This is a genomic window from Aeromonas enterica, assembly GCF_054052465.1.
On the sequence record NZ_JBSTYL010000025.1, the window covers coordinates 40,877 to 56,386 of the forward strand.

Here is a 15,510-nt window from a genome sequence, read left to right on the forward strand (position 1 = left end):
GTCTTTTTTAAATCGGTTTTACGATCACTTGTTGTGGCGCTCATAAAGCCGCTGCACCACATCCTTCAACTCCAGCCCCTCGTTTTGCAGCAGCACGGTGAGGTGATAGAGAAGATCTGCGGATTCGTTGATGAGCTCCTCCCGATCCTTGGCCATGGCGGCCAGCGCCACTTCCACACCCTCTTCACCCACCTTCTGGGCGATGCGCTTGGTGCCTTTGGCGTAGAGGCTGGCGGTGTAGCTGGTAGCCGGATCCGCGCCTTTACGTGATGCCAGGATCTGCTCGAGCTCGGCCAGGAAGCCGAGCGGTGGCACAGGGTGGCCGTCGAAGCAGGAGGGGGTACCCAGATGGCAGGTGGGGCCGACGGGGTTGGCGGCGATCAGCAGAGAGTCCTGATCGCAGTCGGTGCTGATGGCGACCAGTTTGAGCACATGGCCCGAGCTTTCGCCCTTGGTCCAGAGGCGTTGCTTGCTGCGGCTGAAGAAGGTGACCTGGCCGGTGGCCTGGGTCTTTGCCAGTGCCTCGCGGGTCATGAAGCCCTGCATCAGCACCTCGCCGCTGGCGGCATGCTGGACGATGGCAGGGATCATGCCGTCACACTTTGCCCAGTCCAGACGTTCGGCGAGCGACAGCTCGTTGTTTACTGCTTGATTATTCACGGATGGCGACTCCTTCGGTTTTCAGCCAGCGTTTCAGTTCGGGAATGGGGATAAGGCCTTTGTGGAACACGGAGGCGGCCAGCGCCCCGTCCACGTCGGCGAGGGTGAAGGCATCGCGAAAGTGCTCCATGGCGCCAGCGCCACCGGAGGCGATGAGCGGCACCTTGCAGACGGCCCGCACCAGCTTGAGCTGCTCGAGATCATAACCCTGGCGCATGCCGTCCTGGTTCATCACGTTCAGCACGATCTCGCCGGCGCCACGCTTTTGCGCCTCCTCGACCCAGTCGAGGGTGTGCCAGGCGGTGGTGCGGGTGCGGCTCTCGTCACCGGTAAACTGCTTGACCTGATAGTGGCCTGTGTCGGCATCGAAGTAGGAGTCGATGCCCACCACCACGCACTGCACGCCAAAGCGCTCGGCCAGTCGGGTGATGAGGCCGGGATCGGCCAGCGCTGGCGAGTTGATGGAGACCTTGTCGGCACCGAATTCCAGGATCTGGCGGGCATCCTCTACGCTTTTGATGCCGCCGGCGACGCAGAAGGGGATGTCGATGACTTCCGCCACCCGGCTCACCCAGCTCTTGTCCACCACCCGCTCATCGCTCGAGGCGGTGATGTCGTAAAACACCAGCTCGTCGGCCCCTTCGCTGGCGTAGCGGCGGGCGAGCTCGACGATGCCGCCCATCACCTCGTGATTACGAAACTGCACTCCCTTGACCACCACGCCATCTTTGACGTCGAGGCAGGGGATAATACGCTTTGACAACATGCTCGTTGCTCCATGTAAAGCACTGTTAAAACTAACGTTGTTGCCCACGGGCCCCAGGGCCCGGCGGCGAGTGAAAAAGGTGGCTTGCATGCTTTAACAGCGGGTTCCTGAGCGGGAAAAAGAGACCCGAAACGGGCGGCGTCTTCACTCGGGGGAGTACCACTATATGCACGACTTTATTCAGTGATTCAACCCTTTATCCAGCTTGGTCGGCCCCTGATGCCGACTGGCGCCAGCAGGCGCCTGGCCGCTCAAGCCTAGCTGAGAGCCATCAGCTGCCAGCAGCTCACGAAGGGTGAGCAGGGCACCATCAAAGTCGAACACTTTCAATTGCCGCGCCAAGGTTTCGCCTGGTGCTCCCAGAGTAAGCAGCAAGGGGGCCGAATATTGCTCGAACAGCGGTATCACGGCGGTATCACTTTGCACCAGCAGCTCCTCCATCTGGCGCAGCAGCTGTTGCTGCCAATGGCTGCTGAGGGGCGAAGTGATGGCTGTGTGGACCGACTCTTCTGTACCAAGTTGTACGAGCAGCTGTTCAAACTCGCTCACAATGCTCGTCATCTGTTCCGTCAGATCACCGCTGGTATTGCGCGCAAGCTCCTGTTCCAGTCGCAGGCTTTGTTCGGCCAGCGTTACCAATCCAAGCGTACTGGCCACCCCGCGCAAGCCATGAGCCAAACGCGTGGCGGCAGGCTGGTCGCCCGCTTGCAGGTAGCTTTCCAGCAACTGCATGTCCTGCCTGTGTTCGCTGGCGAAATGGCGCAACAAGGCCGTGTATTTCACCTGATTGCCCTGCAGTGCCGCCAGCCCCTGTTGCAGGTCCAGTCCGGGGAAGGACTGCAGTCGGGCGAGCGGTGCTATCAAGGTGTCACTTGCTCGGCGCTGATATCTGGGCTCTGTAGCTGCGCTGTTGGGCAACCACAAATGCAGCGCCTCAAACAGCTTGGCGGGGGTAACGGGTTTGGCAATGAAGTCGTTCATGCCCGCCGCCTCACAGGCTTTTCTGTCTTCTTCAAATGCACTGGCGGTCAGCGCCAGAATGGGGACCTGTTCCCAGCCAGGCAGGGCGCGGATGGCGCGGGTGGCACTGTAGCCATCCATCAGTGGCATCTGTATGTCCATCAGGATCAGATCGAAGGCATGTTGGCCAATATGATCCAGCGCTTCCTGGCCATTGACGGCGGTTTCGATGACGAGGCCACTGTTGTTGAGCAGCTCAAGCACCACCTCGCGGTTGATGGCATTGTCCTCTACCAGCAGCACGCGGGCATGGTTGGAGAAAAAGAGTGTCTGTTGCACCGTCTGTTCGAGCTGGGCGGCTTGCTGCGGTTCACCCTTGCCCGCAGCAAGCTGGGCGGTAAACCAGAAGCAGCTACCCTTGCCGAGAGTGCTGGTGACGCCGACCTCCCCCCCCATCAGAGTGGCGAGCCGACTGGTGATCGCCAGACCGAGGCCGGTACCCCCGTATTTGCGGGTGGTGGAGACGTCCGCCTGCTCGAATGCCTGGAACAGTTTCTCGCTCTGCTCCGGGCTGATACCGATACCGGTATCTTCCACCTCGAAGCGCAGCAGGTAGTCCGTGGCGAGCGAACGCTCCACCCTTACTCGCATGGTGACCGAGCCCTGCTCGGTGAACTTGATGGCGTTGGCTGCGTAGTTGAGCAGCGCCTGACGCAGACGAGTGATATCGCCATGGACCCAGGCTGGGGTATCTCCGATGTCGACTATGATGGTGAGTCCCTTGGCGCGTGCCTGTTCGCTCATCAGGGCACTGATGTTGTCCAGCATGGCGGTGAGGGAGAAGTCGCTCTGTTCCAGCGCCATTTTGCCTGCATCGATCTTGGAGAGATCCAGGATGTCGTTGATGATGGTGAGCAGATGCTGGGCGGCGTTGTCTATCTTCTCCAGGCGATCATGCTGGGTGTGGTCCGGCGTGTCGCGCTTGAGCAGGTAGGTCAGTCCCAGGATGGCGTTCATGGGAGTACGGATTTCGTGGCTCATGTTGGCCAGGAAGGCACTCTTGGCACGGTTGGCGCTCTCCGCCCGTTGATGGGCCTGAGCCAGCTGCAGGGTGCGTTCGTTGACCATCTCCTCCAGATGATAGCGGTATTGATCCAGCTCCTCCCCGAGCTGTTTCTTCTCGGTGATGTCCGCCTGCACTGTCACATAGTGGGTTACCACTCCATTCTCTTGCCTAATGGGGGAAACGGTGGCGAGCACCTGATAATGCGATCCATCCTTGCGCCGGTTGATGAACTCCCCATGCCAGCGTTGGCCCTGCTTGATGGCATCCCACAGTGCAATGTAGGTGGCCTTGGGGGTGAGCCCTGAGCGCAGCAGGGACGGCGTCTGGCCGATCACCTCGCTCTGCTGGAATCCACTGGCGGCCAGGAAGGCGACGTTGACATACTCGATGCGCGCTTGGGTATCCGTGATGAAAACCCCGTCCGGGCTCTGCTCCAGCGCCAGTGATAGCTGGCGCAATTGTTGCTCAGCCTGCTTGCGCTCGGTGATGTCCAGATGGATGCCGAGCAGGCGCATCGGGCGCTGCTGGGCATCCCGATAGACGCTGCCCTTGCTGCTCAGCCAGCGTACTTCTTCGCTGGGCAACAGGATGCGAAATTCAATCTCGATGGGTTTGCCGGTGGCGGGCAGTTCGGCCATCAGCTTGTCGATGCGGGGTTTGTCGTCCGGGTGCAGACAGCTTTGCCAGGCGTGAAATTCACTGAGTTGTTCGGCGGTGCGACCATAAAGGCGAGCACACTCCGGCGAGAAGAAGAGGCGGCCACTGGGGATGTGCCATTCCCAGATACCGACATGAGCACCTTCCTGAGCCATCAGCAGTCGCTGCTCGCTTTCACGCAGGGCTGTGCTGGTGGTTTCGGCACGGATACGGGCGCTGATGGCATCGTCCATCAGATTCAGTGCCGCCAGTCTGGCCCTGCGCTGGGTATCGAGCGCCACTTGCTGATTATGTAACAGCTGCTGCTCGGCCAGCTTGCGTTCGGTGATGTCCTGCACAGTGCCATACAGCTCGACGATAGCACCATCGTTGCCGCGCAGGGCGGCGCCTCGTGCGATAACCCAGATGGGATTCCCTTGCTCGTGGATCACCTCGGCATCGCATTCGTAGGGCAGACCATCCTGCAAACAGCGTTCGACGGACTGGGCGATGGCGCGCCACCCCTCCTGGGTGAAGTACTTTCTCACCTCGGGATAGACGGCGGGTGGCAGGGTCTGGTCACGACCATAGATGCGGTAGATCTCTGGTGACCAGAAGTGGCTGTTGTCGGCAATGTGCCAGCGCCAGTTGCCGATCTTGGCCAGATGCTGGGATTCACGCAGGATCCCCTCGTTGCGGCGCAGCGCCTCTTCGGTCTCCTTACGCTGCTGGTGATCCTCGATGATCGAGATGAAGTAGTCGGGTTCTCCCTTCAGGTCCCTGACCAGCGCCACCGTGAGGGTGATCCAGAGCTCCTCGCCCCCCTTGCGAAGATAGCGTTTCTCCAGGGTGTAGTGAGGCCGCTCGCCCGCCAGCATCTGGGTCACATAGGTCTGATCGATGAAGAGATCGTCCGGGTGAGTGATCTGCTGGAAGGTCATGCCCATCAGTTCATCGGCTTGATAACCCACCATGTCGCACAGGCGCTGGTTGACTCGCAACCAGTTGCCATCGGGGGAGACCAGCGCTATGCCCACCGCCGCCTGCTCGAAGGTGGCCTGGAAGCGGGTTTCACTTTGTTGCAGGCGGGACTGGATGCTCATCAACTCCTGCCAGCGCTGGGTCTCCCGCGCCCGTGAGCGGTGCACGGCGGCGCTGAGCAGGCTGATGAGAACACCGTTGGCGATCAGGATCCCCCACTGAACCAGATCCTGGCCGGCGTTAATGGTCAGCGCATGAAACGGGGGCAACATGAAATAGGTGGTCACCAGAGCACTGACCAGGGTGCTGAGCAGACCCGGCAACAGACCGCCAAGCAGGGCACAGATGATGATGGGCAGCATGAACAGCACCAGCAGCGGGCGTTCACCAAAGGCGATGGGCAACTGAACCCGGATCTGCAACATGAGAATGGGCAGCAGAATGGCCAGCAAGCAGACTCCCCACCGTTGTCGGGGTTGATGGATATGCCACAGCTGAGACCCACTCGTCATAGTGACTCCTCCGGCGGTGTGGGGGCTTGAGGGTAGGGCGGTTGTTGCCCAAGCTGGATGGACAGCTCATTGATCTGGTGTTTTAGGGTCAGCATGGCCAGCTCCCGGTCCACCATCACCTTGTTGAAACGTTCCAGCTCGTTGTTCTGCTGGCGCAGTTCAGTGGCCTGGCGAGTCAGTGCCTGCTCGACCTGCTCCCGCTCGGTGACATCCAGCAACAGACCCAGTACCGCAGGATGACCACGATAATCGACGCGTCGCCCATACACCTCCACCTCTATGTTCTGATGATCGTGGCGCAGGGCGGTGAAGCGAGTATGGATCTCGGCATCTTCCTGCTCGCAGCGCTGCAATTGCTCCGCCACCCTGGCATGGTCTTTGGGGCTGGCGAGTGCGGGCAGGGTACCTACTTTCAGCAGGGTGCTGGTCGAGCCGTAGCCAAACAGACGGGCAAAGCCCGGGTTGATATAACAGAGCTGGCCCTGCTGGATGATGTAGATGCCTGCGAGGGATTGCTCCACCAGGGCGCGAAACAGTCCTTCCCGTTCCTTGAGGCCCGCTTCGGCCCGTTTGAAATCCGTGATGTCGCGGGAGATGCCAAAGATGCCTATCACCTGGCCTTCGTTGTCTTGCAGCGGCCCCTTGGTGGCGAGGAATACCCGATCGCCACTGGGCAGGGTGAGGTACTCCTCCTGTGTTTGTACCTTGTTACTGGCGATGACCTGCTGACCCAGATCCATCAACATCCGGGCTTGATCTGGCGGAAAGATGGCCATGTCATCCTGACCCAGCATGTCGGCTGCCGTCTTGCCGACGAACTGGCTGGCGGCACGGTTGAAGAGGATGTATTTGCCTTCCTTGTCTTTGGCGAAGATGGCGTCTTCCGAGCTGTCGGCAATGGCGGAGAGCAGTTGCAATGCTTGCAGACGTCCCGCCTGGGATTGGCGGATCTGCTCGGCCATATAGAGCTGGGTATGCTGGCGCAGCAAGATGGCGCCAGCGTTGGCAATGAACAGCACCAACAAACCGATGAGACCGATCCAGACGCTCTCCTTGAAAGCGGCATGGTTGAGCTCCGCCTTGTCTATCTTGGCCGTCAGATACCAGTCAGTTCCCACAACCGAGTTGATGATGCCAAAGACCTCGACCCCTCGGTAATCTTTACCAAAGAAGACCTGCCTCAGCCCCTCCTTGGCACCGCCGTTAATAAATTGGGCTGCCAGCAAGTCCTTGCTGTGAATAGGGAGCTGCAGAGTAAGGGCAGAGTCGGGGCGATAGCGCACGTCGTTGAGAAACTGGATTTGTTCACCATTGCGGCGAAACAGCAGCGCTTCGCCACTGCTGTCCGGAATGGGCCACTGTTTGAGAATATGGTTGAGCCAGTCGCTGGCGCTGATCTGCAGCACAATGAAGGGAGAGGGACCCTCCGGCATGGACAGCGGAGCAATAAAATCAAGCCTGGGTTGACCTTGCTCATCAAGGTAGGGGCCCACTCGCATCACGTTGCCTGCTTCCACTTGAGCAAAGGCATCGCGCAAAGGGGGGCTCAGACCGCTGGCGCCGGGAGTCTGCCATAAGACGGTGCCAGTTGGGCTGAACACGGTCGCTGCGCTGAACCCCCTGATGGAGATGAACTCGGCCAGCCGGGTCATCAGTGGTTCGTGTGCTTCGCTTTCGTGCGTGGCTTGCCCCTGACGATAGAGGTTGGCGTAGAGCGGACTTTCCTGCAGCAGGCGGGCATCATGTTCACGGGCGTTGAGCCATTCGGTGATCTGTTTGCTCTTGAGGTCGGCGATGGCTTCGATCCGTGCGACCTCTTTGTCCTGTGTGAGCCCGATATTTTGGGCGATGGCCATGCTGGTGAGCGCCAGGATCAGCGTATTGAGCAGGATAAAGGGCAACCGTTGGCGGTGAGAGGGAAGCTTGGTGGCCACAGGCATGTCGATACGACGACGCAACATGGCATAGAGCATGAGCGCCGTGATGAGGATAAACAGCCACCCCTTGATGGTGCTGGCCAGGGCAAACTGGGCCGGGGTGCTGAACAACCACTCCACCGCCTTGTCGGAGAGCAGGATCCATAAACTTGCCACCGCAGCATAAGTCAGCACGACGTTGAGGATATGAACCCGAGTCAGCGGGGGCTGATCAGCCATGTTGCGCCTCACCGTCATCCTTGTAACGTTCGGCGATGGCGACGAACTGTTCGAAATGGCCGTCAAATGCGGCCACTACATCCGGATCGAAATGTTGGCCGCTGCCGCTCAGGATCAGGGTTCTAGCCTCCTCGTAGGGCATGGCGGTCTTGTAAACGCGAGCGTTGATGAGGGCATCGAACACGTCGGCCAGGGCCATCAGCCGGGCCGACAGGGGAATATCATCGCCGTGCAAGCCGTCGGGGTAACCGCTACCGTCCCACTTCTCGTGGTGCCAGTGGGCGATCTCCTTGGCCAAGGTGAGGAAGGCGAGCGGCTGCTCGATATCCCGTTCAGCCTCCTCGATGGCATCGCTGCCGAGTTTGGCATGGGTACGCATGGTCGCCCATTCATCTACCGTCAACTTGGCCGGTTTGAGCAGGATGTGATCGGGAATACCCACCTTGCCGATGTCATGCAGGGGGGCCGAGCGGCTAAGCAGGTCTATGTAGCGAGGGGTCAGGGTCTCGACGAAGCGGGGATGAGTGGCAAGGGCGCTGGCCAGTTGTCGCACGTAACCCTGGGTGCGCAAGATGTGGTTGCCGGTTTCGGGGTCGCGGATCTCAGCCAGATGGGCGAGAGCCCGAATGGAGACCTGTTGGGTCAGATCATTTTCTGCCATCCGGCGCGCCACCTCCGCCTCCAGCGCCGTGTTCTGGCTCTGCAAGCCGTCACGGGCCTGCTTGGCCTCCAGCTGGGTGCGTACCCGAGCCTGAACGATGGCCGGTTTGATGGGCTTGGTGATGTAATCGGCCGCCCCGAGTGACAATCCGTACTCTTCACTCTGGGGATCGGCGAGGGCGGTGAGCAGTACCACGGGAATACGGCTGGTCTCGGGGGTGATGCGCAACTGCTTGAGCACCTCATAGCCATCCATGCCCGGCATCATCACATCCAGCAGAATGAGATCCGGCGTTGTCTTGCCAGTGGCGATCCGCAGGCACTTCTCCCCGCTCTGGGCTGCCAGCACCCGATAGGTGGGTGAGAGCAGGTCAGTCAGCACCATCAGATTCTCGGGCGAGTCATCGACAATCAATATGGTGGCGGCGTGAGATGTGAACATAAGTCCTCCGTGACGTTGTCTCAATGAGTTCGAGTATAGAGTCAATTGTTACCAAGTAATAAGGACTTACCCCGACTTATCTCTGGTTGGAGAGATCCCTGCCCGACCCCTGTGACCAGGCAGGCTCTCATGTCACGGCGGGTGCTCAAGCCGTCAATCTGGCGTGCCGTTGGCCCAGCAGGTGATGGCGTCACCCACGGAAAACTTGCCCTCCAGCAGCGCGCGGCCGAGGATGATCCCCTTGACCCCGGAGCCCTTGAGCGCCTCTATGTCCTGGATCCCGCCAATCCCGCCGGAGGCCTGGAAGGCCACGCTCGGGTAACGGGCGCAGAGATCCCGATAGAGCTCGACGTTGGTGCCCGAGAGGGTGCCGTCGCGGCTGATGTCGGTGCAGAGCACATGCTTGAGACCGACCGGCAGAAAACGCTCAATCAGCGCTTCTATGGTCACGCCGCTGTTCTCCTGCCAGCCAGCCACGGCTATATGGCGATTGCCTTGCGCATCGATATTGACGTCCAGCGCCAGCACTATCTGCTCGGGACCGTATTTTTCCATCCAGCTTGCCACCAGATCCGGGGATTTGACGGCAGTGGAGCCGATCACCACCCGGCTGGCCCCGGCGGCCAGCAGATCCGCCACATCCTGTTCGGTGCGCACCCCGCCGCCCACCTGCACCGGTGCCTCGGTAGCCGACAGCAGCTGGGTCAGCAGGGGGAGTTGGCGGGCTTGTGTCTCTTTGGCACCGTCCAGATCCACCAGGTGCAGTTGCACCGCCCCCTGGGAGACATATTCGTCAAAGCGGGCCTGCGGGCTGTCGCTGTAGGCGGTCTTCTGGCCATAGTCCCCTTGATAGAGACGAACCACCTGACCCTTGATGAGGTCGATTGCGGGAATGATCATGCCAGTCATAGCTCCAGAAAGTTTTTCAGTAAACGGGCACCGGCGCTGCCTGAGCGCTCCGGGTGGAATTGGGCGCCGAAGAAATTGTCCCGACCCACGATGGCGGTAAACGGCGTGCCGTAGTCGCAGGTCGCCAACGTCGCGTCGGTTACCTCCAGCGCATAGGAGTGAACGAAGTAGAAGTAGCTGCCGCTCGGGATACCGATCAGCAGCGGGTGCGTTTCGTCGTGTTCTATCTGGTTCCAGCCCATGTGGGGCAGGCGCAGCTTGCCCACCTCCATCAGCCTGATCTTGCCCGGCACTATGCCGAGGCAGTCGATAAGCGTCTCTGACGAGCCATCCGTGCCCATGCTCTCTTCGGAGGCCTCCGCCAGCATCTGCATGCCGAGGCAAAAGCCCAGCAGCGGCTGTTTGGCGGCGCGAATAAGGGGCACCAGATTACGCTCGTTGAGATTCTTCATGGCGGCCACGGCTGTGCCGACGCCGGGCAGGATCAGCTTGTCTGCGTTCTCGATATCGGCGGCCTGGCTGGAGACCAGCGGCTGCACACCGAGGCGCTCGAACGCCATCCTGACCGAGGCCAGATTGGCGCAGCCGGTGTCGATGATGACCAGTTTTTGATTGTTCATCGTGTGCCCCTACCCATGTCGATTGGCGAGATCCGCACCATCAATGCGGTGTCGATAATAACGAGCGTCTGTCTGCTCACATCCATCACAACACTCCCTTGCTGGAGGGGAGCTCGCTCCCTTCCACCCGGATGGCCTGACGCAGGGCGCGGCCTAAGCCCTTGAACAGCGCCTCCACCTGATGGTGGGTGTTGCCGCTGCCGACCTTCATCTGCAGGGTGATGGCCATGGCGTCCGACAAGGAGCGGAAGAAGTGGGGCACCATCTCGGTGGCCATCTCGCCCACGCTGTCTCGGCCAAAGCCGCTCGGGCAGTCGAACACGAAGTAGGGGCGACCGCTCAAATCGAGCGCCGTGGCCACGTCCAGCTCGGTCAGCGAGGGGGGCTGGGCACTGTCATTCGCACCTTCAACCAGGCGGGGGCGACCGTCGATCACCGCCTGCACCTCGTCCATCGCCAGCACGAAGCCGAAGCGACCGATGCCGCGCTTGTTGCCCAGCGCCTGGCGCAGCGCCTGACCCAGCGCCAGCCCGACGTCTTCCACCGTGTGGTGATCGTCGATGTGCAGATCGCCGCTCACTTTGAGCTTGAGCCTGAAACCTGCGTGGGTTGCTATCTGATCCAGCATGTGATCAAAGAAGCCGATGCCGGTGGCGATCTGGTTGCCGCCGCTCTTATCCAAGTCCACCGCTACCTGAATGCGGGTTTCCTTGGTGTAACGCTCCACCTCGGCTACGCGCCCCTTGGACAGCAGCTGATCACGGATGGCGGGCCAGTCGTGATCCTGCGGCTGATAGCGAATACCGCCAATGCCCATGTTGTCGGCGAGCTGCAAGTCGGTTTGTCTGTCACCAATCACGAAGGAGTTGGCAAAGTCGATGCGACCCGAGGCGAGATACTCCTTCACCAGCCCGAGGTGGGGCTTGCGGCAGCTGCAGCCGTCGGTGGGGAAGTGGGGGCAGATCAGCACCTGTTCCCAGTGGACCCCTTGCGATTCAAACAGGTGCATCATCAGGTCGTGGGGGGGCTGGAAGTTCTCCAGCGGCAGGCTGGTAGTACCCAGCCCATCCTGGTTGGTCACCATCACCAACACGTAGCCGGCGGCCTGCAGCTCGCGCAGCACCGGGATCACCATGGGCTCGAAGCGCAGCTTGGCGAGGCTGTCCACCTGCTTGTCGGTCACCGGCTCTTCAATCAGGGTGCCGTCGCGGTCGATAAACAAAAACGGGGTCTTCATCGCTACATCCTTGTTTTAGAAAGAGGGAGAGGGCAGATCACGCAATACGGCCAGCACGGCATCCATCTCGCCCTGATAGCCGATGGTGACGCGAATGCTGTTATCAAGGCCGGGCTTGCTGGAGAAATCTCGCAGGATGATGCCGGCAGCCTTCATGGCGGCAAAGACGGTGGCGCCATCCACAAAGCGCACCAACGCGAAGTTGCCCTTGTCCTCGAACACCTCTTTGACGCAGGCCAACTTTGCCAACTCTGCCTTGAAGGCGGCTTTTTGTTTGTTGAGCTCCACCACCCGCTCTTGCATCAGCTCCAGCCCCATGGGGGAGAGGGCCTGCGCCGCGATCTGGGCGATGGGCTCGGGGATGGGATAGGGGGCGATCACCTTGGCCAGCATGGCGATCACCTCGGGGCTCGCCAGCGTAAAGCCGCAGCGGATCCCGGCCAGGGCAAAGGCCTTGGAGAGGGTGCGCGTCACCACCAGATTGGGGAAGCGGGCCAGCAGGTCCACCACGGACGCCTCGGGGCAGAATTCGATATAGGCCTCGTCCACCACCACGATGGCGCGATCCCGGGCTTTCTCCAGTAGCGCGATAAGCCCATCGCGGCCCACCAGATCCCCGGTGGGGTTGTTGGGGGAGCAGAGAAACACCAGCTTCACGTCGGAAAGACGATCGACAATGGCGGGCCAGTCAGGCTGGCGGCTGGTGGTGAGCGGCTGTTCGACGATACCGACACCGCAGGTCTCGGCGCTGATGGCGTACATGCCGTAGGTGGGCGGGCAGATCAGGATCTGATCTTCACCCGCTTCGCAGAAGGTGCGAACAAGCAGTTCGATGGCTTCGTCGGCACCACGGCTCACCAATACCTGGCTTGGGCTAACAGCCGCATAGCCGGCGTAGCCGTTGACCACTTCGATCGGTTGGGGCTCGGGGTAGCGGTTGAGGCGACTCCCCTCGATGGTGAAGGGGTAGGCCTGCGGCGCTTCGTTGGCATTGAGCCAGATGTGGCCCTTGCCGCCGATGCGGCGGGCGGATTGGTAAGGGGTGAGGGCCCGCACCACGCGGCGAGCCAGATTGGCGATGCTCATGACAAATCCTTCTGCTGTGCTGTTTGTTGAGGCTCGGCGGCCAGGGCGTTCAACCTGAGGGTGACGGCATGCTTGTGACCATCAAGTCCTTCGGCCTGGGCGATGCGCTCGACGATGGGGCCAAGGCCGCGAATACCTTCGGTGCTCAGCTCCTGCACAGTGTAACGGCGCTGGTAATCGGCCAGCCCCAGGCTTGAGCAGGTGCGGGCATAGCCGTAGGTGGGCAGGGTGTGATTGGTGCCGCTGGCATAATCGCCGACCGACTCGGGCGTCCATGCTCCCAGGAAGATGGAGCCAGCGTTCTCCAGCTTGTCGAGCAGTTCCCGCGGCGCTCTGGTTTGCACTATCAGGTGCTCGGGGGCATAGGCGTTGGAGATGACGCACGCCTCATCCAGGTCATCGCAGAGGATCACCAGGCTGGCACCCAGCGCCTTGGCTGCGATCTCGCGGCGGCGGAGCCGGGCCAGCTGGCCCTTGATCTCGCCAGCAATGGCATCGGCCAGCAGGGGTGAGGTGGTGACCAGCACCACCTGACTGTCGGGGCCGTGCTCGGCCTGGGAAAGCAAGTCCGCTGCCACGAAGGCGGGGTTGGCGCTCTCGTCGGCAATCACCAGCACCTCGGAGGGGCCGGCCGGCATGTCGATGGCGGCGCCGCGCCAGTCGCGGGAGACCTGGCCCTTGGCCTCGGTCACGTAGGCGTTGCCCGGGCCGAAGATCTTGTCCACCTTGGGGATGCTCTCGCTGCCGTAGGCCATGGCGGCGATGGCCTGGGCGCCGCCGATGGCGAACACCTTCTCGACGCTGCAGGCGCGGGCGGCAAACAGTATCTCGTCGCTGGCGGGAGAGGGGGTGCAGAGCACCACCTCACGGCAACCGGCCAGGCGTGCCGGAATGGCCAGCATCATGACGGTGGAGGGGAGCGGTGCGCTGCCCCCCGGCACATAGAGGCCGACCCGGCTGATGGGCTGGGTGCGTAGCTCGCACACCACGCCGGGCTGGGTCTCGACCCGCACCACCGGCTGCATCTGGGCGGCATGGAAGGTGCGAATATTGGCAATCGCGGCCTCGATGGCACTCTTGATGTCGTCGTCAAGCCGGGCGCAGGCGGCCTCGATTTCGGCCTCGCTGACCCGCAACTGTTCACGGGGGGCGCGCTCGAAGCGCAGGCCGAGCTCGCGCAGGGCCTCGTCGCCCCGGCTGCGTACCGCTGCGATGATCTCCTTGACCACGGCGCCTATGTCGGCCTCGTCATTGAGGGCGGGCCGGGTCAGCACGTCGGTTTGCTGGGCGGGGGAGAGGGTCTTCCAGATCAGGGTCTGCATGGTGTCCCTTCCTTATTCCATCATTTTTTCGATGGGCAGCACCAGGATGGAGCTGGCACCGAGCGCCTTGAGCTGCTCCATGGTTTCCCAGAACAGGGTCTCGCTGGATACCACGTGCAACGCCACCTGATTGGTGTCACCGGCCAGCTGCATGATAGTGGGGCGCTCGGCGCCGGGCAGCAGATCCGTGATGGCATCGAGCTTGTCTTTGGGGGCGTGCAGCATAATGTACTTGCTCTCGCGGGCTTGCTGCATCCCCTGGATGCGCGGCAGCAGCTTGTCGATGAGCTTCTGCTTGGCCTCATTCAAGGGGTTGGGGGCCTGCACCAGCACCGCCTTGGAACGGTAGATCACCTCCACCTCTTTGAGGCCGTTAGCCTCCAAGGTGGCGCCGGTAGAGACCAGATCGCAGATGGCATCGGCCAGCCCCGCACGCGGCGCGACTTCCACCGAGCCGCCCAGCATCACGCTCTTGAACGCGAGCCCTTTTTCGTCAAAGAAACGCTTGAGCAGACCCGGGTAGGAGGTGGCGATGCGCTTGCCTGCCAGGCTTTCTGGCCCTGTATAGGCCACATCGTCCGGCACTGCCAGCGACAGGCGGCAGCCCCCGAAATCCAGCTGCTTGAGGGTTTTCACTTCCGCCGGCAGCCCCTGGGAGGCACGAATGAGCTGCGCCTCTTCCAGCACGTTCTCACCTATGATGCCAAGGTCGACCACCCCTTCCATCACCAGACCGGGGATGTCGTCATCACGCACCCGCAGTATGTCGATGGGCATGTTCTCGACATGGGCGATAAGGCGCTGCTCGCGCAGGTTGATCTTGAGGCCGCAGCTCTTGAACAGGGCTTGGGAGTCCTGGCTCAGACGACCGGACTTTTGCATGGCGATACGCAGACGTTGTGTTTCCATTTGCTCGATTTCCTTCTAGTCAAAAACGAAAAAACCCTCGGAAGTATGTGCTTCCGAGGGTTTATGAATCTTGCGGTCCTTTTGGAAGTCACCAGTTAAGTGTCTTCCAGCAGTCAACCTCCTGAAAGACTAGTCGGGATGATGATGGTGGTGATGAGTCTTCAGCAGGGTGAACTTCATGTAACTAATCCTTTACAAATAAGATGTCGTAGTTGACGCCCGATTTAAACTACCTGCCTTGACGGAAAAAGCAACTCGAAAATGTGATTCCATCGATTAAAGTTGAGAAAACGATTTCTTGGTCGATAACTAGACAAGATGCCCCAGAGGAGGCGAGATCATGCCCAGCCAGGACTTGTTGTTCCCCATTTTGCCGCGGGCGCCAGCGACCCCGAGTCCTGACGACATCAAGCGGGAAGTGACCCAGATCAGCCAGAAGCACCAGCTGCGCAAGACCAGCACCGACAACGGCGAGTCCCAGCAGCGCCAGCAGGCCTATCCCTCTGCCAAGCGTGATCAGCCAAAGCCTGAAGAGGACGATCACAAGCCGGATCCCGAGCACCAGATCGATCTCTTCGTCTGAACGCA

The 15,510-nt window shown here is 60.9% G+C and carries 12 protein-coding genes and 1 other annotated feature; of the genes, 1 reads left to right on the forward strand and 11 read right to left on the reverse strand.

Annotation, left to right across the window (positions count from 1 at the left end):
- Positions 1-24: 24 nt before the first annotated feature.
- The 11 genes from hisIE to hisG form a co-directional block, all read right to left on the reverse strand.
- The gene (hisIE, locus tag ACW5XD_RS20020) at positions 25-660 is read right to left on the reverse strand and encodes a bifunctional phosphoribosyl-AMP cyclohydrolase/phosphoribosyl-ATP diphosphatase HisIE (protein ID WP_456496388.1); all 636 of its coding nucleotides are present in this window, start codon (positions 658-660) and stop codon (positions 25-27) included.
- A complete protein-coding gene (hisF, locus tag ACW5XD_RS20025) occupies positions 653-1,426 on the reverse strand; it encodes an imidazole glycerol phosphate synthase subunit HisF (RefSeq protein ID WP_456496389.1) in 774 nt (257 codons plus the stop codon). Before hisF ends, hisIE begins: the two co-directional genes overlap by 8 nt.
- A gap of 180 nt (positions 1,427-1,606) precedes the next feature.
- Positions 1,607-5,581, reverse strand: a complete 3,975-nt coding sequence (locus ACW5XD_RS20030) for a PAS domain S-box protein (RefSeq protein ID WP_456496390.1) — start codon at positions 5,579-5,581, stop codon at positions 1,607-1,609.
- Positions 5,578-7,737 carry a PAS domain-containing protein gene (locus tag ACW5XD_RS20035; RefSeq protein ID WP_456496391.1) on the reverse strand — a complete coding sequence of 720 codons (2,160 nt, stop codon included), beginning with the start codon at positions 7,735-7,737 and terminating at the stop codon, positions 5,578-5,580. The genes ACW5XD_RS20030 and ACW5XD_RS20035 overlap by 4 nt, the downstream gene beginning before the upstream one ends.
- Positions 7,730-8,839, reverse strand: coding sequence for a response regulator (locus tag ACW5XD_RS20040; RefSeq protein WP_456496392.1), 1,110 nt, complete (start codon positions 8,837-8,839; stop codon positions 7,730-7,732). Before ACW5XD_RS20040 ends, ACW5XD_RS20035 begins: the two co-directional genes overlap by 8 nt.
- A 153-nt stretch (positions 8,840-8,992) precedes the next feature.
- Positions 8,993-9,739, reverse strand: coding sequence for a 1-(5-phosphoribosyl)-5-[(5-phosphoribosylamino)methylideneamino]imidazole-4-carboxamide isomerase (hisA, locus tag ACW5XD_RS20045; RefSeq protein ID WP_456496393.1), 747 nt, complete (start codon positions 9,737-9,739; stop codon positions 8,993-8,995).
- Positions 9,740-9,744: 5 nt separating this feature from the next.
- On the reverse strand, positions 9,745-10,368 hold the full coding sequence (hisH, locus tag ACW5XD_RS20050) for an imidazole glycerol phosphate synthase subunit HisH (RefSeq protein ID WP_456496394.1): 624 nt from the start codon (positions 10,366-10,368) through the stop codon (positions 9,745-9,747).
- A gap of 85 nt (positions 10,369-10,453) precedes the next feature.
- Entirely contained in the window at positions 10,454-11,605 is a 1,152-nt protein-coding gene (hisB, locus tag ACW5XD_RS20055) for a bifunctional histidinol-phosphatase/imidazoleglycerol-phosphate dehydratase HisB (protein ID WP_456496395.1), read from the reverse strand.
- Between the two features lie 15 nt (positions 11,606-11,620).
- Complete coding sequence (gene hisC / locus ACW5XD_RS20060) at positions 11,621-12,691, reverse strand: histidinol-phosphate transaminase (RefSeq protein ID WP_456496396.1); 1,071 nt, start codon at positions 12,689-12,691, stop codon at positions 11,621-11,623.
- Complete coding sequence (gene hisD, locus ACW5XD_RS20065) at positions 12,688-14,013, reverse strand: histidinol dehydrogenase (protein WP_456496397.1); 1,326 nt, start codon at positions 14,011-14,013, stop codon at positions 12,688-12,690. Before hisD ends, hisC begins: the two co-directional genes overlap by 4 nt.
- 12 nt (positions 14,014-14,025) lie before the next feature.
- Entirely contained in the window at positions 14,026-14,922 is an 897-nt protein-coding gene (gene hisG, locus ACW5XD_RS20070) for an ATP phosphoribosyltransferase (protein ID WP_456496398.1), read from the reverse strand.
- Between the two features lie 25 nt (positions 14,923-14,947).
- Positions 14,948-15,076: a sequence feature (His leader region), on the reverse strand.
- 186 nt (positions 15,077-15,262) lie between these two features.
- Here hisG and ACW5XD_RS20075 point away from each other — a divergent pair.
- Positions 15,263-15,505, forward strand: a complete 243-nt coding sequence (locus ACW5XD_RS20075; RefSeq protein WP_043134867.1) for a hypothetical protein — start codon at positions 15,263-15,265, stop codon at positions 15,503-15,505.
- Positions 15,506-15,510: the final 5 nt, after the last annotated feature.

Coding starts and splice junctions, on each gene's coding strand:
- ACW5XD_RS20030 (WP_456496390.1), bottom strand. CDS start 5,581: ATGACGAGTGGGTCTCAGCTGTGGCATATCCATCAACCCCGACAACGG.
- ACW5XD_RS20035 (WP_456496391.1), bottom strand. CDS start 7,737: ATGGCTGATCAGCCCCCGCTGACTCGGGTTCATATCCTCAACGTCGTG.
- ACW5XD_RS20075 (WP_043134867.1), top strand. CDS start 15,263: ATGCCCAGCCAGGACTTGTTGTTCCCCATTTTGCCGCGGGCGCCAGCG.
- hisB (WP_456496395.1), bottom strand. CDS start 11,605: ATGAAGACCCCGTTTTTGTTTATCGACCGCGACGGCACCCTGATTGAA.
- hisD (WP_456496397.1), bottom strand. CDS start 14,013: ATGCAGACCCTGATCTGGAAGACCCTCTCCCCCGCCCAGCAAACCGAC.
- hisA (WP_456496393.1), bottom strand. CDS start 9,739: ATGATCATTCCCGCAATCGACCTCATCAAGGGTCAGGTGGTTCGTCTC.
- ACW5XD_RS20040 (WP_456496392.1), bottom strand. CDS start 8,839: ATGTTCACATCTCACGCCGCCACCATATTGATTGTCGATGACTCGCCC.
- hisC (WP_456496396.1), bottom strand. CDS start 12,691: ATGAGCATCGCCAATCTGGCTCGCCGCGTGGTGCGGGCCCTCACCCCT.
- hisF (WP_456496389.1), bottom strand. CDS start 1,426: ATGTTGTCAAAGCGTATTATCCCCTGCCTCGACGTCAAAGATGGCGTG.
- hisG (WP_456496398.1), bottom strand. CDS start 14,922: ATGGAAACACAACGTCTGCGTATCGCCATGCAAAAGTCCGGTCGTCTG.
- hisH (WP_456496394.1), bottom strand. CDS start 10,368: ATGAACAATCAAAAACTGGTCATCATCGACACCGGCTGCGCCAATCTG.